The organism is Micromonospora sp. RTGN7 (genome assembly GCF_033804645.1).
Taxonomy (GTDB): Bacteria; Actinomycetota; Actinomycetes; order Mycobacteriales; family Micromonosporaceae; genus Micromonospora.
Window position 1 is genome coordinate 64,678 of sequence record NZ_JAPZLF010000002.1, and the last position, 26,663, is coordinate 91,340.

26 protein-coding genes and 1 pseudogene are annotated in these 26,663 nt (G+C 70.9%); 14 read left to right on the forward strand and 13 right to left on the reverse strand.

All coding sequences use genetic code 11. The annotated features are described in order from the left end of the window. Positions 1-22: 22 nt before the first annotated feature. The 3 genes from SNR22_RS03645 to SNR22_RS03655 all read left to right on the forward strand — a co-directional run bounded on the left by SNR22_RS03645 (position 23) and on the right by SNR22_RS03655 (position 1,296). A complete protein-coding gene (locus SNR22_RS03645) occupies positions 23-283 on the forward strand; it encodes a hypothetical protein (protein WP_320065008.1) in 261 nt (86 codons plus the stop codon). Next, positions 280-684, forward strand: a complete 405-nt coding sequence (locus SNR22_RS03650; RefSeq protein WP_320065009.1) for a hypothetical protein — start codon at positions 280-282, stop codon at positions 682-684. The genes SNR22_RS03645 and SNR22_RS03650 overlap by 4 nt, the downstream gene beginning before the upstream one ends. Before the next feature lie 258 nt (positions 685-942). Continuing rightward, the gene (locus SNR22_RS03655) at positions 943-1,296 is read left to right on the forward strand and encodes a hypothetical protein (protein ID WP_320065010.1); all 354 of its coding nucleotides are present in this window, start codon (positions 943-945) and stop codon (positions 1,294-1,296) included. A 74-nt stretch (positions 1,297-1,370) separates the two neighbouring features. On the opposite strand, the gene SNR22_RS03660 is transcribed toward SNR22_RS03655, so the two are convergent. The 3 genes from SNR22_RS03660 to SNR22_RS03670 all read right to left on the reverse strand — a co-directional run bounded on the left by SNR22_RS03660 (position 1,371) and on the right by SNR22_RS03670 (position 4,657). Beyond that, the gene (locus SNR22_RS03660) at positions 1,371-2,222 is read right to left on the reverse strand and encodes an aldo/keto reductase (RefSeq protein ID WP_320065011.1); all 852 of its coding nucleotides are present in this window, start codon (positions 2,220-2,222) and stop codon (positions 1,371-1,373) included. A gap of 184 nt (positions 2,223-2,406) precedes the next feature. Continuing rightward, the gene (locus tag SNR22_RS03665; protein ID WP_320065012.1) at positions 2,407-3,630 is read right to left on the reverse strand and encodes an endonuclease; all 1,224 of its coding nucleotides are present in this window, start codon (positions 3,628-3,630) and stop codon (positions 2,407-2,409) included. A 52-nt stretch (positions 3,631-3,682) separates the two neighbouring features. Beyond that, entirely contained in the window at positions 3,683-4,657 is a 975-nt protein-coding gene (locus tag SNR22_RS03670; RefSeq protein WP_320065013.1) for a LysR family transcriptional regulator, read from the reverse strand. A 128-nt stretch (positions 4,658-4,785) separates the two neighbouring features. Between SNR22_RS03670 and SNR22_RS03675 the strand changes: the two genes are divergently transcribed. Both SNR22_RS03675 and SNR22_RS03680 read left to right on the forward strand, forming a co-directional pair. Beyond that, positions 4,786-5,745 carry a serine hydrolase gene (locus SNR22_RS03675; protein WP_320065014.1) on the forward strand — a complete coding sequence of 320 codons (960 nt, stop codon included), beginning with the start codon at positions 4,786-4,788 and terminating at the stop codon, positions 5,743-5,745. A 156-nt stretch (positions 5,746-5,901) separates the two neighbouring features. Beyond that, positions 5,902-6,882: an MBL fold metallo-hydrolase gene (locus tag SNR22_RS03680; protein WP_320065015.1), complete on the forward strand. Its 981-nt coding sequence runs from the start codon at positions 5,902-5,904 to the stop codon at positions 6,880-6,882. A 91-nt stretch (positions 6,883-6,973) separates the two neighbouring features. Here the strand turns inward: SNR22_RS03680 and SNR22_RS03685 are convergent, their stop codons facing one another. From SNR22_RS03685 to SNR22_RS03710, 6 genes are all read right to left on the reverse strand, one after another. After that, positions 6,974-8,389 carry an amino acid permease gene (locus SNR22_RS03685; protein ID WP_320065016.1) on the reverse strand — a complete coding sequence of 472 codons (1,416 nt, stop codon included), beginning with the start codon at positions 8,387-8,389 and terminating at the stop codon, positions 6,974-6,976. 291 nt (positions 8,390-8,680) lie between these two features. Next, positions 8,681-8,938 (reverse strand): hypothetical protein, encoded by a 258-nt coding sequence (locus SNR22_RS03690; protein WP_320065017.1) that lies wholly within the window; start codon positions 8,936-8,938, stop codon positions 8,681-8,683. Further along, the gene (locus SNR22_RS03695) at positions 8,935-10,143 is read right to left on the reverse strand and encodes a hypothetical protein (protein ID WP_320065018.1); all 1,209 of its coding nucleotides are present in this window, start codon (positions 10,141-10,143) and stop codon (positions 8,935-8,937) included. The genes SNR22_RS03690 and SNR22_RS03695 overlap by 4 nt, the downstream gene beginning before the upstream one ends. Then, a complete protein-coding gene (locus SNR22_RS03700) occupies positions 10,140-10,490 on the reverse strand; it encodes a type VII secretion target (RefSeq protein ID WP_320065019.1) in 351 nt (116 codons plus the stop codon). Before SNR22_RS03700 ends, SNR22_RS03695 begins: the two co-directional genes overlap by 4 nt. Then, positions 10,480-10,944, reverse strand: coding sequence for a YbaB/EbfC family nucleoid-associated protein (locus SNR22_RS03705; protein ID WP_320065020.1), 465 nt, complete (start codon positions 10,942-10,944; stop codon positions 10,480-10,482). Before SNR22_RS03705 ends, SNR22_RS03700 begins: the two co-directional genes overlap by 11 nt. 79 nt (positions 10,945-11,023) lie before the next feature. Next, positions 11,024-11,815 carry a D-Ala-D-Ala carboxypeptidase family metallohydrolase gene (locus SNR22_RS03710; protein WP_320065021.1) on the reverse strand — a complete coding sequence of 264 codons (792 nt, stop codon included), beginning with the start codon at positions 11,813-11,815 and terminating at the stop codon, positions 11,024-11,026. A 308-nt stretch (positions 11,816-12,123) separates the two neighbouring features. Between SNR22_RS03710 and SNR22_RS03715 the strand changes: the two genes are divergently transcribed. Continuing rightward, a complete protein-coding gene (locus SNR22_RS03715; protein WP_320065342.1) occupies positions 12,124-12,762 on the forward strand; it encodes a DUF6642 family protein in 639 nt (212 codons plus the stop codon). A 64-nt stretch (positions 12,763-12,826) separates the two neighbouring features. Next, positions 12,827-12,967, forward strand: a pseudogene (locus SNR22_RS03720) (PPOX class F420-dependent oxidoreductase); the annotation flags it as partial. A gap of 48 nt (positions 12,968-13,015) precedes the next feature. Here SNR22_RS03720 and SNR22_RS03725 read toward each other — a convergent pair. Continuing rightward, a complete protein-coding gene (locus tag SNR22_RS03725) occupies positions 13,016-13,657 on the reverse strand; it encodes an NAD(P)-dependent oxidoreductase (protein WP_320065022.1) in 642 nt (213 codons plus the stop codon). 245 nt (positions 13,658-13,902) lie between these two features. Continuing rightward, the gene (locus SNR22_RS03730) at positions 13,903-15,135 is read right to left on the reverse strand and encodes a serine hydrolase domain-containing protein (RefSeq protein ID WP_320065023.1); all 1,233 of its coding nucleotides are present in this window, start codon (positions 15,133-15,135) and stop codon (positions 13,903-13,905) included. 176 nt (positions 15,136-15,311) lie between these two features. Between SNR22_RS03730 and SNR22_RS03735 the strand changes: the two genes are divergently transcribed. After that, on the forward strand, positions 15,312-15,632 hold the full coding sequence (locus tag SNR22_RS03735; RefSeq protein ID WP_320065024.1) for a hypothetical protein: 321 nt from the start codon (positions 15,312-15,314) through the stop codon (positions 15,630-15,632). A 564-nt stretch (positions 15,633-16,196) separates the two neighbouring features. Beyond that, on the forward strand, positions 16,197-16,475 hold the full coding sequence (locus SNR22_RS03740) for an iron-sulfur cluster biosynthesis family protein (RefSeq protein WP_320065025.1): 279 nt from the start codon (positions 16,197-16,199) through the stop codon (positions 16,473-16,475). Between the two features lie 9 nt (positions 16,476-16,484). Here SNR22_RS03740 and SNR22_RS03745 read toward each other — a convergent pair whose 3' ends face one another. Next, complete coding sequence (locus tag SNR22_RS03745; RefSeq protein ID WP_320065026.1) at positions 16,485-17,624, reverse strand: beta family protein; 1,140 nt, start codon at positions 17,622-17,624, stop codon at positions 16,485-16,487. Positions 17,625-17,840: 216 nt separating this feature from the next. Here SNR22_RS03745 and SNR22_RS03750 point away from each other — a divergent pair, with 216 nt between their 5' ends. The 3 genes from SNR22_RS03750 (at position 17,841) to SNR22_RS03760 (ending at position 19,512) form a co-directional block, all read left to right on the forward strand. Further along, positions 17,841-18,083, forward strand: coding sequence for a hypothetical protein (locus SNR22_RS03750; protein ID WP_320065027.1), 243 nt, complete (start codon positions 17,841-17,843; stop codon positions 18,081-18,083). 257 nt (positions 18,084-18,340) lie between these two features. Further along, on the forward strand, positions 18,341-18,742 hold the full coding sequence (locus tag SNR22_RS03755; protein WP_320065028.1) for a hypothetical protein: 402 nt from the start codon (positions 18,341-18,343) through the stop codon (positions 18,740-18,742). Between the two features lie 377 nt (positions 18,743-19,119). After that, positions 19,120-19,512: a cupin domain-containing protein gene (locus tag SNR22_RS03760; protein ID WP_320065029.1), complete on the forward strand. Its 393-nt coding sequence runs from the start codon at positions 19,120-19,122 to the stop codon at positions 19,510-19,512. An 85-nt stretch (positions 19,513-19,597) separates the two neighbouring features. On the opposite strand, the gene SNR22_RS03765 is transcribed toward SNR22_RS03760, so the two are convergent. Beyond that, positions 19,598-20,788 carry a threonine synthase gene (locus SNR22_RS03765; RefSeq protein WP_320065030.1) on the reverse strand — a complete coding sequence of 397 codons (1,191 nt, stop codon included), beginning with the start codon at positions 20,786-20,788 and terminating at the stop codon, positions 19,598-19,600. A gap of 241 nt (positions 20,789-21,029) precedes the next feature. Here SNR22_RS03765 and SNR22_RS03770 point away from each other — a divergent pair, with 241 nt between their 5' ends. Next, positions 21,030-21,815 carry an aldo/keto reductase gene (locus SNR22_RS03770; RefSeq protein ID WP_320065031.1) on the forward strand — a complete coding sequence of 262 codons (786 nt, stop codon included), beginning with the start codon at positions 21,030-21,032 and terminating at the stop codon, positions 21,813-21,815. 404 nt (positions 21,816-22,219) lie between these two features. Beyond that, positions 22,220-25,585: a polymorphic toxin-type HINT domain-containing protein gene (locus SNR22_RS03775; protein WP_320065032.1), complete on the forward strand. Its 3,366-nt coding sequence runs from the start codon at positions 22,220-22,222 to the stop codon at positions 25,583-25,585. Positions 25,586-26,663 lie beyond the last annotated feature (1,078 nt).

A 26,663-nucleotide genomic window follows, 5' to 3' on the forward strand; every position in this document is an offset into this window, starting at 1 on the left:
ACCAGTAGAGAAGAGACAGCAGATGGCACGCAGCGAGTTCCGGTTCGTGGTCGACGGGGTCGATCTGACCGCCGACCAGCAGAGCCTCATCTCCCGGGAGATCCAGAAAGCCGGCCTCAACGCCCTGAGCGTGGCCAACGCCAAGCTGAGCAACCCGCTCACCGTCGGGCACGGCAACATCCGGCTCCGGCCCGAGTGGTACGGCCTGTGGGTGCTCAACGGCCCGCTCGCCGACGAGCTCGGTCAGAAGATCAACGACATCGGGTTCTGGATCCAGAAGTGACCCAGCCCCATCACCGGCCGGACCCGCCGGAGCGGATGTGCCCGAGTACGCCGGCGGCCAACGCCACCGTCTTCCTCGGCATGATCACTCCGGCGGGCCGGGTCGCCTACGTCACGCCGCAGCTCCCAGCCGAGGTCGCGCTCGCCACGGTCGCCGGGTCGCCGGAGCCGGTGGAGTCCCGGTACCGGCTCGCCGGCCCCTGCGTCACCTCGTCCTGCGGCTTCTGGACCGGTGACCACTGCGGCCTCGGCGCCCGCGTCGCCGAGTCGTACCGCGAGGTGACCGGGTCGACCGAGGCCGAGCTGCCGCGCTGCGCGATCCGGCGCTCCTGCCGGTGGTACGCCGAGCAGGGCGCCGCCGCCTGCGTCGCCTGCTCCCACGTGGTCACCGACGCCCGCTGATCTGCCCCGCTTCGTCGACTGACTACTGCATATTGCATGAAATAGCCCCAGGGTAATCGCTGCGTGATTTGCCGGATCATGCCTGGTATTCGAATGACGGCTGTAATTAAATAGACACTTCTGAATCTAGCGGTCGGCGTAGGTGTTCCTTATGCTGACGGAGCATCGTCGTATGGCATGTTTGTTCGACCCGCCGGTCCCTGGTCACCACCGGTCGGTGCCGCCCGTCCGCCCTGCGCCTGCATCGCGAGGTGTCGAATGGTCAGTGCAATTTCGTTTCGAACCGTGGCCGTCGCCGCCGGCCTGCTGATGGCGTTCTCGGCTCCCGGTCCGGCGACGGCCGCCGCGGCTGCCGATCGCTTCACGTCGGCGAGGACTTACCTGGCGGCGCACCCCGGCGGGACGATCCTCAGCGACAACGAGATCAGCTACCGCGGCGGTGAGTTCGTCGTCACCCTGCGGGCCCCGATCGAGACGGCCGGAACGGCTGACTGCCCGTCGGGTTGGTACTGCTTCTACGACTCGCCGAACTTCGGCTACCCCCGGGGACGGCTCTACCCGCCGGGCCGGTGGATACGTTGCAACAACTGGCGCATCGCCCTCACCGACTGACCGCCCCCGTCGGTGCGAACCCGCCGGGGCGGAGGGAACGACCGGCTCCCTCTCCCCCCGGCCCCCGCGTCCGCTCAGTCGGGAATGAGGTCGAAGGTGTCCGGGTTCGGCCCCTGCCGGCCCGCCTCGCCCCTGTCCAGGCTGCTGATCCGGTCCATCGTCGCGTCGTCCAGCTCGAAGTCGAAGATCCGGAAGTTCTCCTCGACCCGGCGCGGGGTGGTCGACTTGGGGAAGATGATGTCCCCGCGCTGCACGTGCCAGCGCAGCACCACCTGGGCCACCGTCCGGCCGACCTGCTCGGCGATGCCGAGCAGGGTCGGGTCGTCGAGCACCTTGCCCTGCGCGATCGGCGACCACGCCTCGGTGCGGATGCCGTGCGCGTTGCCGTACGCGCGTACCTCCTCGTTGCCCAGGTACGGGTGCACCTCGATCTGGTTGACCGCCGGCACCACCTCCGCCTCGGCGACCAGCCGCTCCAGGTGCGGCACCTGGAAGTTCGACACGCCGATCGAGCGGGCCCGCCCGTCGCCCCGGAACTCCTCCAGCACCTTCCAGGTGGAGACGAAGTCGCCGTCGTAGCGGGTGGGCAGCGGCCAGTGGATCAGGAACAGGTCGATGCGGTCCATCTTCAGCGCCGCCAGCGTGGAGTCGAACGCCCGGCGGGCGTCGTCCGGGCGGTGGAAGGCGTTGTTCAGCTTGCTGGTGACGAAGACCTTGTCCCGGTCCAGGCCGGAGACCCGGATAGCCTGACCCACCTCGGCCTCGTTGCCGTACATCTCGGCGGTGTCGATGTGCCGGTAGCCGACCTCCAGGGCCCGGCCGACCGCCTCGGCGGTGTCCTCCGGCTCGATCTGGAACACCCCGAAACCGAGCTGCGGGATGGTGTTGCCGTCGTTGAGCGTGATGTCGGGAATCGTGTTCGCCATTCGGCAGCCTCTTCCATTCGTCCAGGGGCCGACCGGTGCGGTGGGAGCGCTTTCCTGCCCGCCGGCCGGTCCGACCGTGCCACCCGGTTGTCGTACCCCTCCCAGCCGGTTCCTCACGGTCCGGGTCGGGTGATGTGCGACAACCGGGCGGCGCCGGTGGTGTGGGCAGTGCCGGTGGCGCGGGTCAGCCCCAGATCGCGGTGGCCCACTCCGGGTGGTCGATGAACGGGTTGCGGTTGCCCTGCCAGCGGTCGTAGATGACCTGGTTGCGGCGCTTCTCGAAGGTGTCCGGCGGGTCGAGCTGGTTCCAGGAGAGCAGCACCGACAGCTTGCCCAGGTACGGCGCGCTGCCGTTGGACACGGAGTTGTTCATCTCCAGGTTCGGCCAGCCGTCGCCGCCCTCGTACCGGATCGCCATGTACATGATCATGCGGGCCACGTCGCCCTTGACCGCGTTGCGTGGCTCGAACGAGTCGGCGTCGGTGTAGCAGCCGGCGGCCTCGGAGACGGCGCTGCCGCCGTTGTCGAAGTCCTTGTTGCCGCGCGAGGAGTTGACCGAGACGTCTTCGGGGCGCAGGTGGTGCACGTCGGTGCCGGGGCCGGTGGCGGTGCCGAAGTCGCCGTGCGACTTGGCCCAGACGTGCTCCCGGTTCCAGTCGTTGACGCCGCCGCCGTTGGTGGACTTGCTCTGCGAGCGGCCGGTGTAGAGCAGCAGGACGTTGTTGGCGTTCGCCGGGTCCTGGTCGGTGTCCTTCAACGCCTCCCACACCTGGTCGTAGCTGAGCTTCGTCTGCGTCTGGATGATCGTGTGCAGGGAGCTGCGCAGCGCGGTGCCGGTCTTGCCGACCGCGGTGGCGTAGTACGTCGTGTCGTACGGGCCGCCGCTGCCGCCGGTCGGGCTGGGCGTCGGGCTCGGCGTCGGGCTGGGCGACGCGGTGGGCGACGCCGTCGGCGTCGGGGTCGGGGTAGCGCCGTCGAGGCTCATCGCGGTCGGGTTCTTCAGCCCGCCGTGGCTGAAGTACGCGGTCAGCGCGCCGGTGGCGGTGACCCGCTTCCCCCGTAGCCCCGGGTTGGTCAGCAGCCCGAAGCTACTCCGGTACGCGGCGGACACCTGGAGGTAGAGCATCCGGCCCGTGCCGGCCTCGGCGGCGGTGTCGGCGATGGCGATCGCAGTGTCGGCCGTGTACCCGGACGTGATCACGGTGGACGTGGCGGTCGGCTGGCCGATGACGTACCCGGTGACGGTGGCCGCGCGGCCGTCCTGGGCGGCCAGCGCCTGTGCGACGGTCAGCGTGGCCGCCGCCGACGCGGAGGTGCTCGCCACGACGGGTATCACCAGCGTCACGGCCAGTGCGAACACCGTGATCCACCGCCCTGGTCGCGAGCGGGTGATGCTCTTTGTATTCATGGTCAGCGATGTTAGCGGCGGTGGGCGGACACCGGGAGAGCACCGGGAAACTTTACGGGGGTGAATCCGCCGGTCGGGGTTCGAACAGCACCGGCCAGGGGCGCGGGACAGGGGTTAGCGGGTCGGTCGGCGGCGTCGGCTCCGCGTCGGCCAGCGCCCCGGCGGCCAGCTCACCGAAGACCGGGGCGGCGGGGTGGCCGGCGCGCAGCGGCCAGGCCGCCGAGGTGCGCTTCACCAGCGGCGCCCCCGCGACCGGCCGCCAGGCGATGCGCGGCTCCCGGCGGGCCGTCGTCGCCGGCTCGACGGCCACCGCCCCGCCGGCCAGCACCAACCCGAAGAGGAACTCCGGGTTGCGGGCCGGCCGCACCCGCCGGGGCGTGAAACCGTGTCGTTGGCACACGTCCAGGACATGGTCGTGCCACTGGGGCGCCGTCGCCCGGGGCGCGGCGATCAGGTCCAGGCCGGCCAGCGCCGCCAGCTCGACCTCCCGGGGCCGCGCCAGCGGCGACGCACGGGGCAGCAGCACCCCCAGCGGTACGGCCACCGACGGCCCGAACCGCAGCCCGTCGGCGCTGACCGGGTGGTGCAGCAGCCCCACGTCCAGCCGCCGCTGCGCGAGCTGCTGGACCTGCTCGGCGCTGGTCAGCTCGTGCAGGTCGACGTCCAACCCGGGGGCCTGCGCGGCGAGCCGGTCCAGCAACTCGTGCAGCGTCACCGCCGAGGTCTCCGGCGGCACCCCGGCCCGCAGCACCCCGAGCGTCCCGGCCCGAACCTGGCGCATCAGGTTGCGCGCCCGCTGCTCGGCGGCGAGCAGCTCCTCGGCCTCGCTGAGCAGGAGTTGGCCGGCGGTGGTCAGCCGCACCTGCCGGCGGGACCGGTCGAACAGCTCGACGGCAAGCTCCCGCTCCAACCGCTGGATCGACTGGCTCAGCGGCGGCTGCGCCATGCCCAGCGTCTCGGCCGCCCGGCCGAAATGCAGCTCGTGGGCGACCACCACGAAGTGCCGCAGGTGCCGGAGCAGGTCCACGGCCGCCGACCCTACGCCAGCGACCCGACCGGCGACGGGGTGGGAAACGACGCGGCGAACGCCCCCGGGGCGAGGGCCTTCCGGCACCGTACCGGCGTCCGGGCCTCGCCCGCCGGTACGGTGCCGGGGTGACGGTCAGGGAGCGCATCGCGGAGGTCTTCGGTCGGGCCGGGGTGGTCGCCAGCCTGCACGTGGTCGACGTCGACGACGACCCGGAACGGGTCCCCGACGACGCGGACCCGGTGCGAGTTTCCGACGACGCGGACCCGGAACGGGTGGGCGGCCCGGCCCGCGAGGTGGCGATGCGCGCCGACGAGCAGGTGGTCATCGCGTCGGTCTTCAAGATCCTGCTGGTGCTGGAGTTCGCCCGGCAGGCCAGCGTCGGGCAGCTCGACCCGACCGAGCGGGTGCTGGTCCGGGCGGCGGACCGACTCGGCGGCTGGGGAGTGGCCGGCTGCGCCGACGACGCCGAGGTGTCCCTGCGCGACCTGGCGTACTTCGCCATGTCCGTCAGTGACAACACGGCCGCCGACCTGCTGCTGCGCCGGGTCGGCCGGGACGTGCTGCCGATGCTCGCCGCCGAGCTGGGGCTGCCGCGTACCCGGATCGTCGGTGGGCCCCGCGAGCTGGTGGAGACGATGCTCGCCGACGTGGGCGCCCGCACCGAGGCGGAGTTCGCCCGGATCTTCCCCACCCTCTCCGACGAGCGGGTCCGGGCCATGCGGGTGCTCGACCCCGCGCACACCACGTCGAGCACCGCCCGGGAGATGACCCGGCTGCTCGGCCTGATCTGGCGCGACGAGGCCGGCCCGGTGCCGGCCTGCGCGGCGGTCCGGGAGCTGATGGACCGGCAGCTCTTCTGGACCCGGCTCGCCTCCGGCTTTCCGCCCGGCGTGCGGGTCCGCGCCAAGACCGGCACCCTGCCCGGCCTGCACCTGGAGGCCGGGGTCGCCGAGTACCCCGACGGCCGCCGGTACGCGATGGCGGTGTTCGCCCGCACCGAGCGGCTGGCGACCCGCCGCATCGATGTGGACCTGGCCATGGGCGAGGCCGCGCGGATCGCCGTCGAGGCCCTGCGCGACGGCTGATTTTCCCCGGACCACCGCCGCCGGGCAGGGGTGTTGAGCTGGGCCGATACCCGATCGCCTATCGACCCTGCCTGCCGTCGATCTTGGACGCGGCCCGGGGTGCGGTGGTGAGGTCGACGGGTTCCTTACCGCACCACCCGACGGGGAGAGCCCACCATGCCCGAGAACCACCTCGACCGCCGCCGCCTGCTGCGCGACGCTGCCGCCGGAGCGGCCCTGGTCACCGTCGGCGGCCTCGCCGCCACCACCCCGGCCGCCTCCGCCCGAGCCGCCGTGCCCACCCCGGCCCCCGCCCGCCGCCGCACCGCAGCCGTCAGCTTCCGCTGGTGGGGCACCTCCGGTTGGCGAATCGACATCGGCGACCGGACGGTGCTGGTCGACCCGTACCTCAGCCGGTACGACACCGGGCTGTTCACCGGGAACTTCAACGACAAGACGCCGCTCACCGTCGCCGAGGACGTGCTCGACCGGTACGTCGACCGGGCCAGCACGATCCTGGTCACCCACACCCACTGGGACCACTTCAACGATGTGCCCCGGATCGCCCAGCGCACCGGTGCCCGGGTCTTCGGCACGCTCACCGCGTACCACCTGGGCCTGGCGTGCGGGGTGCCGGCCGGGCAGCTCAGCCCGGTCAGGGGCGGCGAGGTGCTCCAGTTCGGCGACCACACGATCGAGGTGGTCGGCTCGCTGCACAGCCGCAACGCGTCGTACTCGATGGCCTTCCCCGGGGTGCGGGTGAGCCGGCCGGAGCGGCCGGCGACCATCGCCGACCTGCCCGAGGGCGACACCCTCGCCTACCAGGTGCGGATCGCCGACGGCCCGACGGTGTTCTTCATGGGTGCCAGCGACTTCGCCGAGCGGGACCTCGCCGGCCTGGCCCCGGACGTGGCGATGGTCGCGCTCCAGTCGACCACTGCCACCGCCGACTACGTGCCCCGGCTGATGGCCGCCCTCGATTATCCGAAGGTCCTGGTGCCGGTGCACTGGGACAACTTCGAGACGCCGCTGGTCAACCCGCCGACGGTCGCACCGGCCGACCGCAGTCGGCTCGGCGCGCTGGTCACGGAGCTGCGCGCGGCGTCCCCGCGGAGCCGGGTGCTGGTGCCGGAATACGGCACGGCGTACCGCTTCTGACGGTGCCCCGGCGGCGGCGCGTCAGCCGGGACCACCGATGCCAGCAGGTCGACGCGTTCGACAAACTGCTGGCGTCGGTGGGCCGCCGCCCTCAGCCCCGGTCGGCCAGTGCCGAACGGCGGTAGCCGTAGAGACCGTAGACCAGGGCGCCGAGCAGGAACCACGCCCCGAAGCGCAGCCAGGTCACCGGGGCGAGGAAGGTGATCAGCCAGATCGAGAAGATCGCGCCGAGCGCCGGCACCACCGGCATCCCCGGCAGCCGGAACGTGCGCGGCGCATCGGGGCGGCGGTAACGCAGCACGATCACCGCGACGCAGACCACCGTGAACGCCAGCAGGATGCCGATGTTGGTCAGCTCGGCGGCCTGCCGGATCGGCAGGAAGCCGGCGAACAGGGCCGAGCCGACGCCCACTATCCAGGTGACCCGGCTGGGCACCCGGCGCACCGGGTGCAGCTTGCTGAACCAGGCCGGCAGCAGGCCGTCGCGGCTCATCGAGAACCACACCCGGGTCACCCCGAGCATGAACGTGAACATCACCGTCAGGATGCCGATGATCGCCCCGACCGCGATGACGCTGGCCAGCCCGGACAGCCCCACCGAGGCGAACGCCGAGGAGAAGCCGCTCTCCGGGTCGATGTCCCGGTAGTTCTGCATCCCGGTCAGCGCCAGCGTGGCCAGCACGTACAGCACCATCGAGATGGCCAGCGACCAGATGATCGCCTTCGGCATGTGCCGGCGGGCGTCCTTCGACTCCTCCGCCGCCGTGCTCATCGCGTCGTACCCGAACACGGCAAAGAAGACGGTGGCCGCGCCGGTGAACGCCCCACTCACCCCGAACGGGAAGAACGGCGAGTAGTTCGAGGTCTTCACGTGGAAGAAGCCGACCACGATCACCAGCAGTACCACGGCGACCTTCAAGCCGACCACGAACGTCTCGACCCGGGCCGCAGACTTGATCCCCCGGTTGAGCAGGAACGCGATGAGCAGGCAGAGCAGCACCGCGAAGAGGTCGACCACGTGACCGTCGCCGGTGCCCGGGGCGCCCAGCATCCAGGCGGGCAGGGCCAGCCCCAGCTCGCCGAGGAGGAAGCCGAAGTACCCGGAGATGCCGATCGCGACCACCGCCACGATCGCCGTGTACTCCAGCAGCAGGTCCCAGCCGATGAACCAGCCCACTGCCTCGCCTAGCACCACGTACCCGTAGGTGTAGGCCGAGCCGGCCTTCGGGATCATCCCGGCGAACTCGGCGTACGACAGGGCCGCCGCCGCGCTGGCCAGGCCGGCGATGAGGAACGAGACCAGCACGGCCGGGCCGGCAGTCTCGTGCGCCACCGCCCCGGCCAGGGCGAAGACGCCGGCACCGATGATCCCACCCACCCCGATCGCGGTGAGCTGCCACAACCCGAGGGACCGCGACAGCCCCTCGTCGGTCTCCTCGGCGATCTCCTCGACCGGCTTGCGCCGGAAGATTCCCGCGCCGCCCGGTGCCCTTTTCGCAGAGGTCATCGTCGATCCCCTCTCGTCCCGGCCACGTTGCCGTCAGTGGAGAATTGCCTCCACATTGTGACGGAGCTGGATGTCCGACGAGAAGCTCCACACGCGGGATGCGGGAAATCCCTACGGCGAGCTTCGCGACGATCCCCCGTTTCCGGCGGGGCACCGGCGCGTACGTGGTCAGCGCAGTCGATCAACCCGTCTTGTCACGGCGGCGGGTTCGACCAGATGCATCGGACATGTGAGGGAGCGAAATGGCTTCTGAGGGACCCGGGCGGCCTCGAGTCAATGCCCGTCTTCTCATCATGAGACCCAGGTGCGCCCTGGGGTGACGAGTTCGATGTCATCCCGCGACACGATGAGGAGGTGTTGCCCGGTGCGTCGGGTTCTCGGCGTCGGAAAGTCGACGCCGAGAACGTGGACCGGCCGACCGGTCATCTCGTCAACGAAGACTGGAAGCCCGATCAGTTCCTCGCCGTCGAGGAGGGTCCCGCAGGCGACGAGGCCCGATCGGGAGGAGAGGTCGAACACTTCGTCGACCCGGAACCTGATCCGCCTCATCTATCTCCTCGGAATCGCCTCAACGCATCGGGCTCGACCGCGTACGCCTCGTCTTCGAGTTCCCTCCAGGTACGGCGGAGGTGGTCCCCCGCATGCAACTGCTTAACGTGGCAGTACTCGTGGGCGATCGTAGCTGCCAAGGTCTCTTCGTCCGTGAAGCTGGCGGGACCCAGCCGGACTTCCCGACCCTGCAACTCGCTTGGCGTGTAGGCGCATGCGTCCATGGAATCGAGATACCGCACCTCATCGGGCTCTACTACGAGTTGGATGTCCACTCCCCGAAGATCAATGCCCATTTTCTCGGCGACAGCATGGACATTCTCGACGGTGCGCGGCGTCCCCGGGCCGTTCTCAAGCACGTCTCGGTTGGTGCGCGTGCTGTTGCTCGAGTAGAGATTTCCGGATCGAGGCCGCGGAGCGGTGGTGGGGTCTTGGCGGGCGAGGCGGCGGAGTTCCGCTTCCAGGCGCTCCAGGACATCGCCCAGCCGGTGCAGGATCGGGGCGACCCGGCGGAGACTGCTGAGCAGCCCCGTGAGCAGCCGGGCGATCTTCGCGGCCCACCTCGCCGCCAACGTGGACACCTGCGCGACGACCCAGGGCGTACCCGCGCCGAGGGTGCCGCCGGCGATGGCCAGCCACTCCCACAGGCGTACGGCGAGCACCGAGACGAAGTCGGCGATCAGGTCCCGGACGATCTCCCGGACCAGGGCGACCACCAGGCCGGTCCCGGTGGTGACGGCGGCCATCGCCTCGGCCCCTGCGCCCATGGTGGACAGCGTTTCGCGGTGCCGCGCGGCGTGTGCCCGGTACGCGCCGCCGGTCTCGCCCCACCAGCCGGCCAGGTCGGCGGCCACGGCCGCGTCCAGGTCGGTCGCCGAGGAGCGCAGCGCCGCCGCGACGTGTGACCAGGTGTCGGCGTACGCGGTGATCTGGTCGGGATCGCCGGCCAGCCAGTCCAGCGCGTCGGAGAGCGGCTTGAGGTGCTCGATGAGCCACGCCACGCCCCACGAGACGAGCTGACCCAGCGGGTCGACGACGAGGGCGAGGGTGTCCAGGCCGGCCGCGAAGCCGCCGATCGCCCCGTCGATCCAGGACCCGCCGCGGAACGCCTCCACCAGCAGGTCGACGTCCTCGGCCAGCCCGATGCCCGTCCAGTCGGTGGTGCTGTCCACCCGCGTGGCGACCAGCGGATTCGGCACGGTCACCGGGGCTGACCGAAACTCTCGGCGGCGCGCTGGTCGACGTCCCGGTAGCGGGACGCCGCCATGCGTACCCCGTCGGCGGTCTCGTCCAGCGCGTCGTGCGCCTCGCGGAGGACCCGCTCGGCCAGGTCGTGCAGCGGCTCCAGCATTGCCGGGAACGCCGCGCACAACTGACCGTACGCGTGCCCGCCGACCCGGAGGCCGCCGGCGGCTCCGATCGCCTGGGCGACCGTCGCGCCGATCCGGTCCAGACCGGCGGCGTGCGCGGTCAACGCCTCCGGGGTGACCTCCAGGGCCGGTGGACCGCCGCGCGCCTGCGGGCGGGCGGCCGGTGCCTGGTCACCGGTCACGGCGTAACCCCGGGGTGCCGCCGTCCGGCCACCCGCCGGGGTGGTCGTCGGGCGGCGGGGCGGGGAAGCGGCGGTCGTACCCGTCGAGGACGGCCCGGCCTGTCTCGGTGTCGGCGCCGACGGTCTCGGCGACCGCCTCGGCGACCCGGCCGGTCAACGTGGCCTGGGCCCGGCGCAGCGCGATCATGATCTCGCGCTCGATCCGGGCGGCCGGCCAGCCGGTCAGGCGGTCGTCGAGGTGCAGCGCCACCAGGACGCCCCCGCTGTCGACCCGCGCCTCGACCAGCCCGCCGGCGGACTCGGCGCTGCCGGCCAGCCCGGCCACGCGGGCGGCGAGCCGCTGGGCCCGCTCGGCGCGTTCGGAGATCGAGGCGGACCAGTCGGCCACCCACCGTTCGGCGTCGTCCAGATCCCGACCGAACACCGCCGCCTCCCGCGCCGTCGAAACCGGCACAGCCTAACGGCAGTCGGTGACCGACCGCGACCCCGTCACGTCTCACCGTGAACCGGCGGCATGCTGTCCGCCGGTCCGGTCAGTCCGCGCCGGCGCCGATCCCGCAGTCCGGGGCGGACCAGGAGGTGGTGTTCGTGAGCCCGTCGTCGTTGTTCTCCCGGCGGGAGTCAACGTGGACGTGGTCGTCGTGGTCCGGGTACCCCGGGCCGTAGATTCCGCTGAACCCGTGGTCGCGGGCCTCCCGGGCCACATCACACAGGGACTTGCCGCTCGGGGCGGCCAGGTCGGCGGCGGTGCCGTAGAGGTGCTGGCTGTTCGATGCGCCCCCGACCTGCTGGTTGCAGGACGTGCTGCGGAAGCCGCTGGTGACGCTCAGCGGCTGGTCGCCGAGGTCGTGCCGCAGCGCCTCCAGCTTCCACATGGTGTGCAGGGCGTTGTCCCTGGTCTTCGTTGACGAGATTGGCCCGCCGGTCCAACTGGCCTGCCCGCAACCGTCATCCAGTTCGCCGTAGCTGAAGTGCCGGGGCGTGCAGTCGTCGTCCTGGAGCGCGTAGAGCTTGGCGTACGTCTGCGGCCCGGCCACCCCGTCGGCCTTCAGCCCGTACGCCGACTGGAAGCGCTTGACGGCGGCGGCGGTCTTCGGGCCGTACCGGCTGTCGGTCTCGACGATGTCCCGGCGGCCCGCCCAACCGGCCACCCGGATCTGGAGTTGGTGGACGTCGTCGCCGGAGCGCCCCTGGTAGAGGTTGCGTTTCCACGTGTAGCAGCCGTCGGCGTGGGCCGCCGGGGCGGCCACCACCGAGGCGATCGCGGCACCCGGCAGCGCCAGCGCGAACGCGACGACGACCCGTTTCATGGTTTGGGCACGCACGGAAATCCTCCCGAAAGGAGAGCGAGTGGGGTAGGTCGAGCGGGACGTCCCGTCGGTTTCACCCTCGCATCGCGACGGCCGCCTCGTGGCAAATAAGGGGAATTGTTCTCGCTTTCATCCGTCTCCGGGGATCTGCTGAGAAAGGGGGTGGATCGCGAAGCGTCCGCACTTCCCGGCGGGGGCGATAAGGACGGAAACCGCGTGGAGGGCGCGAGGTGACACAAAAGGTGATGCCGGTGCGACGGAGGCCGACGGGCGGGGCCGGCCGGCCAGCGGTACCGTCACCAGGGGGATCAGGGGAGGTGGCTGTGCCGCGGGGTGGTGTGTTCTGTGTCGAGGGGCAGTGGCACCGCGACCTCAACGACCGCGGGTCGGTCCTGCCGACCCTGGAACTGCTGGAGCGGCTGGGCAAGATCCGGTTCATCCACAAGGGCGCGGCCACCCGGGACGAACTCTTCTACTTCCTCGACCGCTGGCTGCTCAAGCAGTACGCCGACTACCGGGTCGGATTCTTCGCCATGCACGGCGAGCCGAGCCGGCTCTGCCTCACCGACTGGGACTCCGTCGAGCTCTCCGACGTCGCGGAGCGGATGGAGGGCCGGTGCGACGGCCGCCGGCTCTACTTCGGCAGCTGCTCGGTGCTGCGGACGTCCGACGCGGCGCTGCACGACTTCCTCGATGTGACCGGAGCCGCGTTGATCTGCGGCTTCACCCGTGAGGTCGACTGGGTGGAGTCGGCCGCCTTCGAGACCGTACTGCTCGACGTGCTCGCCAACGGGCAGCGGCACAACGCCGCCGAACTGCGGATGGGGTCGGCGCACTGGGCCCCGCTGGCGGCGTACCTGGGCTTCCGGGTGATCTACGCCAACGGCCGGGCCTGGCGGCCCAGCGTGCGGCCCCGGGTGCCCGCCCAGCCCACGGGCCGGGCCGCCGCCCGACCGCGCTGACGCAATGCTGGTAGAAACGGGTGATGGCACGCAGCATCGCGAGCAACACCCGGGTCGACCGGGCCGGAGCATCTCCGGCGAGCACCCGGACTGGGACGAGTACCGCGCGGCGATGGTCCGGCAGGGTAAATCGCTGATCCGGGTCACCGTCGACAGTTGGGGCCCGATCGCCACCGGCGGTTTCCCGGCCCGTCTCGCCGACTGAGCCGGCCGGCCTGGGGCAGCCGACTGAGCCGGCCGGCCTGGGGGCAGCTCAGTAGCCGGCCGTGAAGCGCATGTTCTCGAAGCGCGGGTTCTCGATCTCGTCGACGATGGCGACGGCCAGGTCCTCGTAGCTCAGCACCGCGCGGCCCCGCTCGTCGGCGACCGGCTCGTCGGTGCCGGTGCGGTAGTGGCCGGTGCGCTCGCCGGGGTGGAACTCCACCGGCGGCGGAGAGACGTATGTCCAGGTCACCCCTGCGGCCGAGGACCGGTACCAGGCCAGCGCGTCGGCCTGGCCAAGCGCGGCGTCCCGGTACTCCTCGGGGAAGTCCGGCTCCTCCAGGAGCGCGGTGCCCTGCGGCGTGAGCAGGGTCGCCCCGCCCCCGACGTGGATCACCCGGGGCGGGTTCGGCAGGTCCCGCAGCACCGTGATCAGGTTCTCCGCCACGTCCCGCCACAGCGCCCGCTCACCGCCGCCGACGGCCACCACGATGACGTCCGCGCCCGGGGCCAACTCCCGTACGCTGCGCTCCGAGGTGGCGTCGCCGGTGACCACGTCGACCCCGGGCGGCAGGTAGCTGGTCGCCTCCGGGCGGCGTACCGCCGCAGTCACCCGGTGCCCCCGGTTCACCGCCTCGGTGGTGATCCGCGAACCCGCCGTACCGCCGGCCCCGAACACCACGATGTCGCTCATGTCCTGCCCGCCTCCCGCGCCGCACCCCGTCGGCGCGACCCTCGTCCTTCGTTCTTCAGGCTAGGGAGCCGAGCGCCCCCGGCGGTGCCGTTCCCCCGATTCCGGCGGCGGGATGCGGCCGGTGAACCTCTCCGGTGACGCCGTCAACGGCTACCGACTGACCTACCTCTGGACCGGCGTCACCGTGGTCCGGGCCGCCGCCGCGTCGGCGGCGGCCCGGACGGCGCAGTAAGAAGGGCGTAGTGTCAGTCGACCAGCGCCGAGTAGACGAGTTGGCGCAGCTGGGACCGGAGCGGGTAAGCGCTCGACGGCATGAGCTGGGTGAAGAGCAACGCGGTGACCTCCTCCACCGGGTCCACCCAGAACGCGGTGGAGGCCATCCCGCCCCAGTAGTACTCGCCGACGCTGCTCGGCACCCGGGACGGGACCGGGTCCTGGACCACGGCGAAGCCGAGGCCGAACCCGACGCCGTTCAGCACCGTCTCGGCGAACCCGGTAGGGGAGAACGAGGCCAGGTCGTGGCCGCCGGGCAGGTGGTTGCGGGCCATGAAGCGCACCGTCCGGGGCCCGAGCAGGCGTACGCCGTCCAGCTCGCCGCCGCGCAGCAGCAGTTGGGTGAACCGGTGGTAGTCGGCGGCCGTCGAGACCAGCCCGCCGCCGCCGGAGAGCCACGACGGCTCCGCCAGTGCCGCCCGGCCGATCGCGTCGGCCCGGACCGTCTGGCCGGTCGCCGGGTTCGGGGCGTACAGGGCGGCCAGTCGCTTGGCGTCCGGCTCGTCGACCCACCAGCGGGTGTCGGTCATGCCCAGCGGGCGGAGGATCCGCTCGGCGAAGAACTGATCCAGCGGCCGGCCCGAGATGACCTCGACGAGCCGGCCGAGCACGTCGGTGGAGACCCCGTAGTTCCAGCTGCTGCCCGGCTGGAAGAGCAGCGGCAGCCGGGCCAGCCCCCGTACGGCGGTCGCCAGGTCAGCCCCGACGGGCACGCCGAGGTTGAAGCCGGCGGCCCGGTACAGGCCGTCGACCACGCTGACCTGGGCGAAGCCGTACGTCAGCCCGGCGGTGTGGGTGAGCAGGTGCCAGATCCGGATCGGCTCGACCGCCGGCGACATGTACGGCGTGAGCACCGAGCCCCTGTCGTAGACCTGGACGTCGGCGAACTCCGGCAACCAACGGCTGATCGGGTCGGTCAGCTCGAACCGGCCCTCCTCCCAGAGCATCATGGCCGCGACGGAGGTGATCGGCTTGGTCATTGAGTAGATGCGCCAGAGAGTGTCCGCCTCGACCGGTAAGCCCGCCTCCCGGTCGCGCTGGCCGTAGGTGGAGGAGTGGGCGATCTCGCCCCGGCGGGTGACGACGATCTGCCAGCCGGCGAGTCGCCCGTCGTCGACGTACCTGCCGAAGTGCTCGTCGATGCGCGCCAGCCGGGCGGGGTCGAAGCCGACGCGGTCGGGGTCGGTGCTGCGCGTCACGCTCACCCGTCGAACCTACTGGCCGGCGCGGGGTGGACGGAAGACGTCGGGGGCCACGGCTGGCCGGGTGCTGGAGCCGACCTCGGCCGCTCGGCCGGGACAGTTTGTCCGTCGCTCCGCCGGTGAGCGGTCGTAGGTTTCCTGCTGTCCCGGTTCGTCCATCCTTTGTGGAGGCTTTGCCGATGAGCAGCACCACCACCACCCGTACCGTCCGCCCCGCCACCGCCCTCGGCGTCGAGGAGTCGGGGGAGACGCTCCGGGAGATCCCGCTGCCGCCGTACGTCACGGTGGAGGACGCCCAGTTCGCGGTGCGGGCGGTAGTGGTGCACGCGCCCCGCAGGTGGTCGGGCGGGACGGTCTGCCGCAACGACGCGAGCCCGCACCCGTGCCGGCTGCACCGCTGGGGGAGGCGGGTGCTCGCGCTACGTGGCCTGCGGGCCGCCGAGATCGACGCGTTGATCGAGCAGGGCGACCCGGCGGCGCCGGCCCGCCCCGTCGCCTGAGGGTGCGACGGCGGGGCGCCCATCCTCGTGCCTCGGGCGGCCCCGCCGTCGCGCCCTGCGGCCCGGTCCCCTTCCTCCGCACCAGGAAGGGGACCCGGCGGTCAACAGCGCCTCAGCAAGGGCGCTGGGGAAGCCGGCGACAACGCCGCCAGCGTGCGCACCGGGGACAGAGGCGACGATGCATGCACTGATGCTGTCATGCAGGTTTATGCCATGGAAACCCGCAGGGCGAAGGTTTTTGCCAATCTGGGTGGTCAGGGGCTCGTTGACCGACGTGCCGTCGAGGGTCACCTCGACTCGGCCGCGTACCGTCTCGCTGCGTCCACCGGTCCAGCCTAGGGAGCATCGGGGCAGCTCGGAGCCGGTTTTGGGTGGGACGGTAGGTCGGCGCCGCTCTATTTGACGGATCCGCGTTCAGCGGGCACCGTAGGCAGGGAGGGGCGTGCGAACTGCCCCGTTTCGTGTGGCGACGGGCTCTCCGTCGCCCTGCTCCCCCGTGTGCTCGTACGCGGGCTGAGCCCGGCCTGCGCCGACCGCGATCCGAGAACCCACGAGGAGTCCACCATGCTGACCATGACCGACAACGCCGTGCTCGTGATCCGTGACCTCGCGGCCCAGGAGGACGTCGCCCAGGACGGCGGGCTGCGCATCGCCGCTGCCGACGCCGGCTCGCTCACCATCGAACTGGTGCCGGAGCCGGCGCAGGGCGACCAGGTGCTGGACAACGAGGGCGCCCGGATCTTCCTCGACTCCGACGCCGCCGAACTGCTCGGCGACACCTCGGTCGACGCCACCGTCGACGACGAGGGGGTCGTGCAGTTCGGCTTCACCGGGAAGGAGTAGGCCCCGGGCTCAGCCGGCCCGACCGGCCTCACCGCCCCGGTGAGGCCGGCCGGGCCGGCCGCGTTCCGGCCCCGCCCGCCACCCGCCGGGCAGCCGCTCACCGCCGGGCCGGGGCCCCGTCCGCTGCTCGGCCTCCGGTCCGGCCCCGGCCGGTCGGCACAGGTCGAACAGCACCCTCGCCAGGTGGTGCGAGGTGCTCCAGGCCGCCCAGTTCGTCGTCGACCCGGCCCCGGCCGTCCGCCGGGCCCGGCGCAGGATCTCGTGGTCCCCCCAGGAGAAGGCTGCCCCGTCCGTCGGCCAGTGCGGTGCGGAGACCAGCGTCCGGCACAGGTCCGCCACCCGCTCGTCGCCCCGGCCGCCGCGCCGCGACCAGCGGTAGACCCACCACGCCCCACCGGCGGTGTACCGGACGGTGGGCAGCCGGTCCCCGGCGGCGTCCGCCCCGGGCACCGCGCAGCCGACCCCGTAGTCGCCGTACCCGACGCCCAGGTCGGCCAGCCGCTGCCAGAGCAGCCAGTCCCACCGGTCCAGCCGGACCGGCTCGTCGGTGGGAAGCCGGGAGATTGTCGGCGGCAGCCCGCCGGCCGCCACGGTCACTGCCCGCCAGGCGTGCCGCCGCGCCCAGTCCGCCAGCCACCGGACCCTCGGCTCCGCCAGCCGGACGTCGGCCCGGCAGCAAACGTCCCCGGCGTCGACGAGGAGTTCGCACTGCTCCGGGACCAGTCGGGTGAGCCGCCAGATCCGTTCCACCGCGGCCGTCGTCGCGTCCGGGCCCGACCGGTCCGAAGCGGCCCGCAGCCGCACCACCAGCCTTCCGGTGTACGCCCGGGCCGCCAGGCCGTGGGCGGCCAGCCGTGCGTCGCTGTCCGCGAGCCCGGCCACCGGCACCAGCGGTACGCCCCAGCGGACCAGTTCGCTGTCCACCCCGTCGGCCAGCGCGGTCACGTCGACCGCCGGCAGCAGCCCGGACGGCAGCCGGGCGAGACTGTCAGGAAGGGTGGCATCCACGGTGGACACATCGAGCACCGGGGCGAGCAGGGGAGCGACGGCGGCGTCGAGATGGCGCAGCGCCTCCAGCTCGCTTCGTCGGCTGGTGAGGACGGGGCGGTAGACCGGATCCGCCACCCGGCCCCCAGGCGCGGGCACCATAGTTCAATGTAGCCAGACATCGGTGCTCGTCACAGGGCTTCCGGTAAATGTCGGGTGCTTGCGGCGCTGCCGTCATTACCATCCCCGGCTGCCAGAGAACCCCTTTCGTTACCGTTCCCCGGACGAGGACAGCGCCCGGTGGCTCGGTTTCCCGTTCCGCGACGGCGACATCGTGATCAGTGCCCGCTCCAAGAACGGCACCACCTGGATATCGAGGTGCCCGGACCGCGCTGGCCGGAACTGGTCGAGGCGGCCACCTTCGACCGGATGCGCCAGCAGGCCGATCGCCTGGCGCCGGACCCGGCGGGGGTGCTCATGGATCGTTCGGCCTTCTTTCGGCGTGGCCGTTCCGGGCAGGGCCGGGAACTGCTCGACGCGGAGACCCTGGCGCGTTACCGGGACCGGACCGCCGTCCTCGCCCGCCGGAACCTGCTCGCCTGGCTGCACCGCGACGGCTGACCGGCGGCACCCGGATGGGTCGCCGCAGAGTCACGGATCCGACGACATATCCGCAGCTCAGCGGCATGATCAAATAGTCGAAAGTCCATGATTGTACAGTTTTACCCCTGGTCCTGGGTGGGGGGCACGGATTACCGTTTGACCAACTAAAGGGTATTGATCAGATCAAACCGTCAATCGCCGTCTGATCAGTATATTTCCCTTTCATCCCTCTAGGTTGGCCGCGCCTCACCGGGCGGCAGTCAAGGAGCCCCACCATGTCCAGCGAGTCCAAGAAACCCGCCGACCAGCCGGCCCCGAGCGCCAGCGACATCGCCGAGGCCAGCGCACAGCTGGTCCCCGGGACAACCGTCGGAATGCCCCCCACCGCGCAGCTCTTCTGGGCCGTGATCGAGTCCACGGGCGTCCTGGTCCGCGGCTTCGGGGCCGTCTCGGCCACCCGTCTCGGCGCCGGCCAGTACCAGGTGGTGTTCAGCCACGACCTGACCCGCTCCGCATACGTCGGGACCATCGGCCTGACCGGGGCCGTGGGCAGCTCGCCCAGCGGCGAGATCGCGGTGGTCGGCCGCTTCGGTGTGCCGAACGGGGTCTTCGTCCAGACGTTCACCTCGGCGGGGGTGGCCGCCGACCGGGCGTTCCACCTGACCATCTCGTCCTGACAGCCCTCGAACCCGGTCCCCGTCACCTCCCCGTGGCGGGGACCGGCCCTGCGTGGGGCCGGTGCGGCCTCGCCGCCGCCGGAGTCGACCAACCGCTCGCGTCCCGTACACCGCCGGGGGTTCCGGGCCCTACCGACGCCGGACATGAGCGCGCGGCGCCGCCGCGACCCGGGGGTCGTGACGTCGCCGCGCTCTGGCCGTCTCCCGCCACCGCAGCCGTACGGCGGTACGCCGACGAGGACCTGGCTCGACCGATCTCGTGCGCCGGTCGGTGTTTGACATGCCCGACCCCGACGCGTCCAAACCTCGAAGCGTGCGGAATTCCATCATCTTTCGTTCCCGGCGTGACCGGGGGCGGCACGGGGTATGTGCGGGCCATGGAGCATTTCACGATCGCGACCGTTGCCGAGAAGAGCCCGGACTTCCGGCGGGTGCTGTGGACCGGTGAGCACACCCAGCTGGTGATCATGACGATCCCGCCGGGTGGCGAGATCGGCGAGGAGGTCCACGAGGGCACCGACCAGATCCTGACCTTCGTCAGCGGCACCGGCGAGGCCCGCGTCGCCGGCAAGAAGAAGGAGGTCGCCCAGGGCGACCTGGTGGTTGTGCCGGCCGGAACGAAGCACAACTTCGTCAACACCGGCCCCAACCCGCTGGTCCTCTACACCGTCTACGGGCCGCCGGAGCACGCAGACAAGGCCGTACACAAGACCAAGAAGGAGGCCGACGCGGCGGAGGCCGCCGGCAAGGACGAGCCGCCGACCTCCTGACCGCCCGCGGAGGCGGGGGCCGACCGGCCCCCGCCTGCCTGATCGTGGCCGGCCCGGGTCGAGCGGTCCCGGGCACCCCTCCCGGTCAGGCCACCACCGGGACGGCCGAGACGTCCACCGTCTCCGGGTACTTCAGGCCGGCGCCGGTGTTGAGCACCACCACCCGCTCGCCGTCCCGGATCCACCCGCCGGCCCGCAGGTGCCGGGCGGCGCTCAGGCAGGCCGCCCCCTCCGGGCAGAGCAGCAGCCCCTCGTCCGCCCCAAAATCCCGCAGATCGGCCAGGATCTCGGCGTCCTCGACCGCGATCGCGGTGCCGGCGCTGGCCCGCAGCGCGGCCAGGATCAGCTCGTCGCCGAGCGGGGCCGGAACGGTGATACCGAACGCCACGGTGTGCGCGTCGGCCCACGGCTCGGCCCGCGGCTGACCGGTGGCGAAGGCGCGGACGATCGGCGCGCAACCGGTCGACTGCACCGCGACCAGCCGGGGCAGCTTGTCGCCGATCCAGCCCAGCTCGCGCAGCTCGTGCATCGCCTTGTGGATGCCGATCAGCCCCACCCCGCCGCCGGTCGGGTAGACGATCACGTCGGGCACCTGCCAGCCGAGTTGCTCGACGATCTCGTACCCCATGGTCTTCTTGCCCTCCAGCCGGTACGGCTCGCGCAGCGTGCCGGCGTCGAAGACCGCGCCCCCGGACTCTGCCAGCAGGGTGGCCACGTGTCGGCCGGCATCGCTGATCAGCCCGTCGACCAGGCGCAGGTCGCCACCGGCGGCCAGCACCTCACGCCGGCAGATGGTCGGCGCGTCCAGCGGCATCACGATGGTCGCGCCGATCCCGGCCCGGGCCGCGTACGTCGCCCACGCCGCGCCCGCGTTGCCGTTGGTCGGCATGGCGATCCGGGTCACGCCCAGCTCCCGGGCCCGGCTCACCCCGACCGCCGCCCCGCGCGCCTTGAACGACCCGGTCGGGGTCAACCCCTCGTCCTTGACGATCAGGTCCGGGATGCCGATCCGGGCACCGTACGACGGGGCGCGCAGCATGGGCGTCCAGCCCTCGCCCAGCGTGGTCTCGTATCGGGGGTCGGCCACCGGTAGCAGCTCCCGGTAGCGCCACAGGTCCGCCGGCCGCAGGGTGAACCGCTCCGGGGTGACCGCGTCGGCCACCGCCGCGAGGTCGTAGCGGGCCAGCAGCGGCGAGCCGCACGCACACAGGTTCTGCGGCTCGGTCGCCGGATACGCCTGCCCGCAGCGCGGGCACTCCAGGTGGGTCAGGTACACGCTGCTCCTCGTGTCTCGGCTTGTGGTGCCTCGCCGCGCGCTGGGCGTCCCGGTCCCCCGGCTCGGAGCCCGGCCCGTGGTCTCAGGCCACATCAATGCTCAACGAGCGATTCTCCGTCGAGCCGCCCCGATCCGCAGCACCCCGCCGCCGGCCCGGTCGGCTGCGGGCGTGGCGCCGCCGGTTCCCCACCGGTACGCGGCGCGGGGCATGGCCGGCGTGATCAGGGGTAGAAGACCCACCATGGACGACCTGGACCAGTCCACCGCCCTGCTTCCCGGCGACGTGCGGATGCCGCTGCTCGGCTTCGGCACCTGGCAGGCCACCGGCCAGTCCGGGTACGACGCCGTGCGCGCCGCGCTCGACGCCGGTTACCGGCACCTCGACACCGCCACGATGTACGGCAACGAGGAGGAGGTGGGCCGGGCGGTCAAGGAGAGTGGGCTACGCCGGGAGGACATCTTCATCACCACCAAGCTGCCCCCGGAACAGGTGGGCCGGGAGCGGGAGACGATCGAGGCCAGCCTCCGGGCGCTCGGCACCGACCACGTCGACCTGTGGTTGATCCACTGGCCACCGTCCTCGCCGGCCGACAGCATCCCGGTCTGGCGGGAGCTGCTCGCCGCCCGCGACGACAACCTGACCCGGGCGGTCGGGGTGAGCAACTACAGCACCGCGCAGATCGACGAGCTGATCCAGGCCACCGAGGAGAACCCGGCGGTCAACCAGATCCGGTGGAGCCCTTCGCTGTACGACCGGCAACGGCACGCCGAACACCGGGACCGGGGCGTGGTGCTGGAGGGATACAGCCCGTTCAAGTCCACTGACCTGGCGGACCCGGTGCTGACCCGGATCGCCGCCGCGCACGGAGTGTCACCGGCCAAGGTGGTTCTGCGCTGGCACATCGACCACGAGATCGTGGTGATCCCGAAGTCGGTCACGCCGGAGCGGATCCGCGCCAACGCCGACATCTGGGATTTCTCGCTGACCGCCGAGGAGATGCGCGACATCGACGCCCTGGGCACCTGACCGACCCCGGCACGCCCGCCGGTAGCCGGCCCCGTGCTGCGGCCCGGGGCCGTCGTTTTCCGCCGCCCGCCGATGCGGCTGGGATGGGCCTGCGTGGATTCCTTGCCTCGGGTTGCCGGACCGGGGCTGACCTGGTGCGCAGCGCGCTTCGATCGCGCCGATGAATCGTTGGCCGGCGCGACGGACCCGCAATTCCGGCGGCCCGCGCTTGGGCGACCCGGGGCGCGAAGCGCTGCCTGAATCCCTGCTCAAGCCCTCCTCGAGGCTGCCGCGAATTGCCAAGCAGGCTGGCGGCGACCGCGACACTCGTCGCCCAGGCGAGGCAAATCGGTCACCACCCACGACGTCAAGACGGCGACCTACACCGACCCGGTGGGCCGGGTCACCCAGGTCGAGGACCTGGGATGGTCGCTGAGACCTACTACACCGCCACCGGTCAGGTCGGTCGGGTCAACGCGCCCTACTACGCGACGGGGGCGCCGTCCGGGCAGATCCTGCCGACCCTCACCGGCGACACCGATCTGCAGGACGCGTACGTGTACGACGGAGCGGACCGGGTCACCAACGCCATCACGCTGGTGGCGGGCACGGAGAAGTGGCGCACCGTCACCGCCTACGGCGGTGACCGTACCCATCTCGACCCGCCGAGCGGCGCGACGCCGACCACCACCATCACCGACGCCCGCGGCCAGGCGCGCGCCCTCCGCCAGTACAAGGGTGCCGCCCCGTCCGGCGCGTACGACGAGACGACGTACGACTACACGACGGCGGGACAGCCGAAGACGGTGACGGACGCCGCTGGCAACGTCTGGAGCTACACCTACGACCAGCGGGGTCGCAAGATATCCACGTCGGATCCCGACGCCGGCACCAGCACCCTCCAGTACAACGACTACGACCAGCTCACCTCCACGACCAACGCCGCGAACGCGCAGGTGTCGTTCACCTACGACGTGCTCGGCCGGAAGACCGCCACCTACCAGGGCAGCGTCGCGACCGGGACCAAGCTCAGCGAGACGGTCTACGACACCATCTCCAAGGGCCAGCTCTACTCCTCCACCCGGCTCGTGGGCAGCCTGAAGTACCAGGTCTTCTACCCGGCCCGGGACGTGTTCGACCGGCCGACCGAGGTCCGGTACTCGATCCCGAAGCCCACTGTCGACGACCCGCTGGGCGGCGTCTACCGCTTCTTCACCAGCTACAACAGCGACGGCACCGTCCGGAACACCGGCTTCCCGGCGGCCGGTGGCCTCGCGCAGGAGACCGTCGCCTACACGTACGACAGCCTCCAGCAGGTCACCGCCATCACCGGCTCGGGCACGACCGGCCAGCAGTCCTACGTCACCAACACCCAGTACGCCCAGACCGGCGAGCTCCAGCAGGTCGAGCTGAACACCGGTGGCCGCAAAGCATGGGGCACGTACTTCTACGACGAGGGCACCCAGCGGCTCAACCGGAGCACGCTGACCCGCCAGGCTGTCGTGGCACCGGGGCAACCAGCGCCGACCGAGCCGGTTTCGGACATCGACCAGCGCTACACGTACGACGACGCCGGCAACGTCCTGACCATCGCCGACACCCCCGGCAACGGTCAACGGGACATCCAGTGCTTCACCTACGACCACCTGCGGCGGGTAACCGATGCCTGGAGCACCGGCACCACCGCCACCGAGCCGTGCGCGGGTGGCCCGGCCACCAGCGGCCTCGGCGGCCCGGCTCCGTACCACCACAGCTACACCTACGACGCCACCGGCAACCGTCTCACCGAGACCCAGCATGCCGCTGGTGGCACTGCGGAGATCGAGCGGAGCTACGGCTATCCGGCGGCCGGCCAGCCGCAGCCGCACACGGTCCGTTCGGTCACCGAGGAGACGTCCGGCGGTGACCGGCTCTACTCCTACGAGTACGACAGCGCCGGCAACACCACCAAGCGCACCCGGGTCGGCGAGGAGCAGACCCTGGTCTGGGACGCCGAGGGGCACCTCGCCTCGGCGACCGAGAACGGCCAGACCACGAGCTTCGTCTACGACGCGGACGGCAACCGCCTGGTCCGGAAGGAGCCGAACGCCACCACCGTCTACCTGCCGGGGATGGAGCTGCGGCTCGACCACGCCACCAACGTGGTCAACGGGACCCGCTTCTACCAGGTCACGGACAAGATGTCAGTGGTCCGGACCGTCAGTGGCATCCAGTTCCAGGCGGCCGACCACCACGGCACCGGCCAGGCCGCCGTGGACGCCACTACCGGGCAGCTCACCTACCGTCGGACCACGCCCTTCGGCACCCCGCGGGGCACCCAGCCCGCGGCGGGGGAATGGTTCGGCGACAAGGGCTTCGTCGGTGGGACGAAGGACGAGTCAACGGGCCTGACCCATCTCGGCGCGCGGGAGTACGACACGACGATCGGCCGTTTCATCTCGGTCGACCCGATCATGGACCCGGCCGACCCGCAGCAGATGCACGGGTACTCGTACGGCAACAACAATCCGCTGTTGTTCAGCGACCCGGACGGCCTGAAGCCGCTGGCGACCGAGGGGGGTGGTGCCGCCGAGGACAAGTACTGGAGGGACCACCCCGACCAGAAGCTGGCGCAGGACCCGCATAGCGGCAGGTGGACCGTCGTCTCGACGGGAAAGGCGAAAAAGAAGGCGACGCCGGATACCCCGCGACCGTCCGAGCCGCCGGAGGTGACCCGCGCCCGTAAGGAGGCGGAGCGGGCGAAGCAGATGGTGATCGCGATCGCCAAGGAACTCGGCAAGATCGTTGCCGACGAGCTTGGGATCACCGACGCGATGGACTGCTTCGTCAAGGGCGACATGGGTGCCTGCGCGGCGACAGCGCTGAACGTGGTGCTCACCGCCGTCGGCGGCGCGGCCGGCAAGCTCATCGCCCGGTACGCCCTGCGACTGAACAAGTTGAACGACCTGAAGAACCGCCTGGTGAATCTCGGGGGCCGGCTCAAGGAGGCTTACCAGACCTTCATGAAGTCCCGCAAACGCGCGGACGACGCCTTGAGTGCGGGGGCAGAGGGCGCGAGCTGCGCGGTGCCCCAGAGCTTCGTGCCGGGGACCCTCGTGCTGATGGCTGACGGAAGCCAAAAGCCGATCGAGGACGTGGACGTGGGCGATGTCGTCCGGGCCACGGACCCGGAAGCAGGCGAGTCTGCGGGCAAGACGGTGGTGGCGACCCTGACGAGCAAGGGCCGCAAGGATCTTGTCGAGATCACGGTGGACACGGACGGCGACCGGGGCGACAGGACCGCGAAGCTCGTGGCGACCGCGATCCACCCCTTCTGGGTGGACGAGATCGAAGAGTGGGTGAATGCGCGTGACCTGAGGAAGGGCCAGCTGGTGCTGGCGTCCTCCGGGCAGCGGGTCGAGATCGCTGGGACCAGGCGGTGGACCGAGACGGCTCGCGTCCACAACCTCACGATTGACGACATCCACACGTACTATGTGGTAGCTGGCGGCACGACGGTACTGGTCCACAACACCGGCGGCTGCTGGAAGAGCAGTTTTGATAACCTGCCGACCGGCAAGCAATCACATGTCAGAACTGTCGGTAGCGAAGATGAATTACGCAACCTGTTCGGTCAGATGACTAATGGTGCCGAGCAGCTTCCGGCTCGAGGGCCAAAGATTCCTGAGGTTTACCGACAGGCCGACGGAACCGTAATTCAATGGCGTGGAGCCTCTCGATCAGGCGGTGCCACGATCGATATTTTCCCGCCAAACTCGAAGGGTCTGAAAGTTCATGTCGAGGAGCCGTGAATCGGTCATTCAGGAGATATTGGCCGAGGGTTTGGAAGATTGGGTGCCCATTGACCGGGTCGTCGGCGAAGCACGAGACTCTGCCTCAAGCGAGGGCATCGCATTGCGCGATGCAGCCGTGGGTCTAGTCCGTGCCTTAGTCGACGGTGGATTAATGATCCCCGGAGATATTACTGAGGACGGGTTCGGGCCATGGAAGGGAAGTTATGAGCAATTGACGAATCAGGTGATTCGGCAGTGCGATGAACTGGGATGGGAGCCGCTCGGCGCAGGCTGCTGGTTGGCGAACACTCCTGAAGGTGACCGGGCTGCTCGGAGGGCTGCGGATTAGTTGGGGATGGCAGAGCGTAACGGCCGTCCGTCCGGGGCCTTGGTTGGTTGCTCGGGTTGCCGTCACGGTTGCCGTCAAATTCAAACAGTAATTGTCGATGTCTCGATGGCGTGCCGGCAGGCCGGGATGGCGACGGAAGTGAGACCAGTGGCGGTTCGCGTAGCGGTGCGGCGTCGATCCCCGGAGCCACCCACCTTGAGTATCAAGTGAAGGAGTCGTCCCGGCCTCGGAGCGGATCGTCCTGGCTCCTGGCTGGTGGCTCGGTGTTGGTGGGCGTGCGCGCGGGGCCGTAGGTCGTAGCGCGTGCGCGCGCCCGGCTCTGCCGGGCCGTCTTGATCCTGTAGAGCAGTTTTGAGCCAGTCGGATCTTGGTCGAGGGCATTGGTCCGGCTGGCTTACTGCTTCGGTGCGCGTTGCCGGCTGGTGCGGGAGCGCTTGGCGGGTGGCGGGGCCTGCTCGTCGTTGCTGGGGCGTTGGAGGTTTTCGGGCTGTTGTGCGAAGTTGCCTCGGTCGTGCCATCGTCGGCATTTCGGAAGAAGACTCAACCACCGTTGCGACCTCGCAGATAGGAGATGTCCGTACCAGCAAGAGACTTATTTCTGAGTCACCGGAATCCATTGAAGCCCTGCCGGGCCAGAGCCCGGCAGGGCTTCAACTTGCTCTAAGGATTGGCTTTACAGTCGAGCAGTCGTCATACGTTTCGCCGGCCCAGCCGACCTAGGGCCGACCCGACTCTCCCGCACACTAC

Coding starts and splice junctions, on each gene's coding strand:
- SNR22_RS03775 (WP_320065032.1), top strand. CDS start 22,220: ATGGTCGCTGAGACCTACTACACCGCCACCGGTCAGGTCGGTCGGGTC.
- SNR22_RS03760 (WP_320065029.1), top strand. CDS start 19,120: ATGGAGCATTTCACGATCGCGACCGTTGCCGAGAAGAGCCCGGACTTC.
- SNR22_RS03660 (WP_320065011.1), bottom strand. CDS start 2,222: ATGGCGAACACGATTCCCGACATCACGCTCAACGACGGCAACACCATC.
- SNR22_RS03665 (WP_320065012.1), bottom strand. CDS start 3,630: ATGAATACAAAGAGCATCACCCGCTCGCGACCAGGGCGGTGGATCACG.
- SNR22_RS03655 (WP_320065010.1), top strand. CDS start 943: ATGGTCAGTGCAATTTCGTTTCGAACCGTGGCCGTCGCCGCCGGCCTG.
- SNR22_RS03770 (WP_320065031.1), top strand. CDS start 21,030: ATGGACGACCTGGACCAGTCCACCGCCCTGCTTCCCGGCGACGTGCGG.
- SNR22_RS03685 (WP_320065016.1), bottom strand. CDS start 8,389: ATGACCTCTGCGAAAAGGGCACCGGGCGGCGCGGGAATCTTCCGGCGC.
- SNR22_RS03745 (WP_320065026.1), bottom strand. CDS start 17,624: ATGGTGCCCGCGCCTGGGGGCCGGGTGGCGGATCCGGTCTACCGCCCC.
- SNR22_RS03680 (WP_320065015.1), top strand. CDS start 5,902: ATGCCCGAGAACCACCTCGACCGCCGCCGCCTGCTGCGCGACGCTGCC.
- SNR22_RS03735 (WP_320065024.1), top strand. CDS start 15,312: ATGAGCAGCACCACCACCACCCGTACCGTCCGCCCCGCCACCGCCCTC.
- SNR22_RS03645 (WP_320065008.1), top strand. CDS start 23: ATGGCACGCAGCGAGTTCCGGTTCGTGGTCGACGGGGTCGATCTGACC.
- SNR22_RS03690 (WP_320065017.1), bottom strand. CDS start 8,938: ATGAGGCGGATCAGGTTCCGGGTCGACGAAGTGTTCGACCTCTCCTCC.
- SNR22_RS03740 (WP_320065025.1), top strand. CDS start 16,197: ATGCTGACCATGACCGACAACGCCGTGCTCGTGATCCGTGACCTCGCG.
- SNR22_RS03725 (WP_320065022.1), bottom strand. CDS start 13,657: ATGAGCGACATCGTGGTGTTCGGGGCCGGCGGTACGGCGGGTTCGCGG.
- SNR22_RS03755 (WP_320065028.1), top strand. CDS start 18,341: ATGTCCAGCGAGTCCAAGAAACCCGCCGACCAGCCGGCCCCGAGCGCC.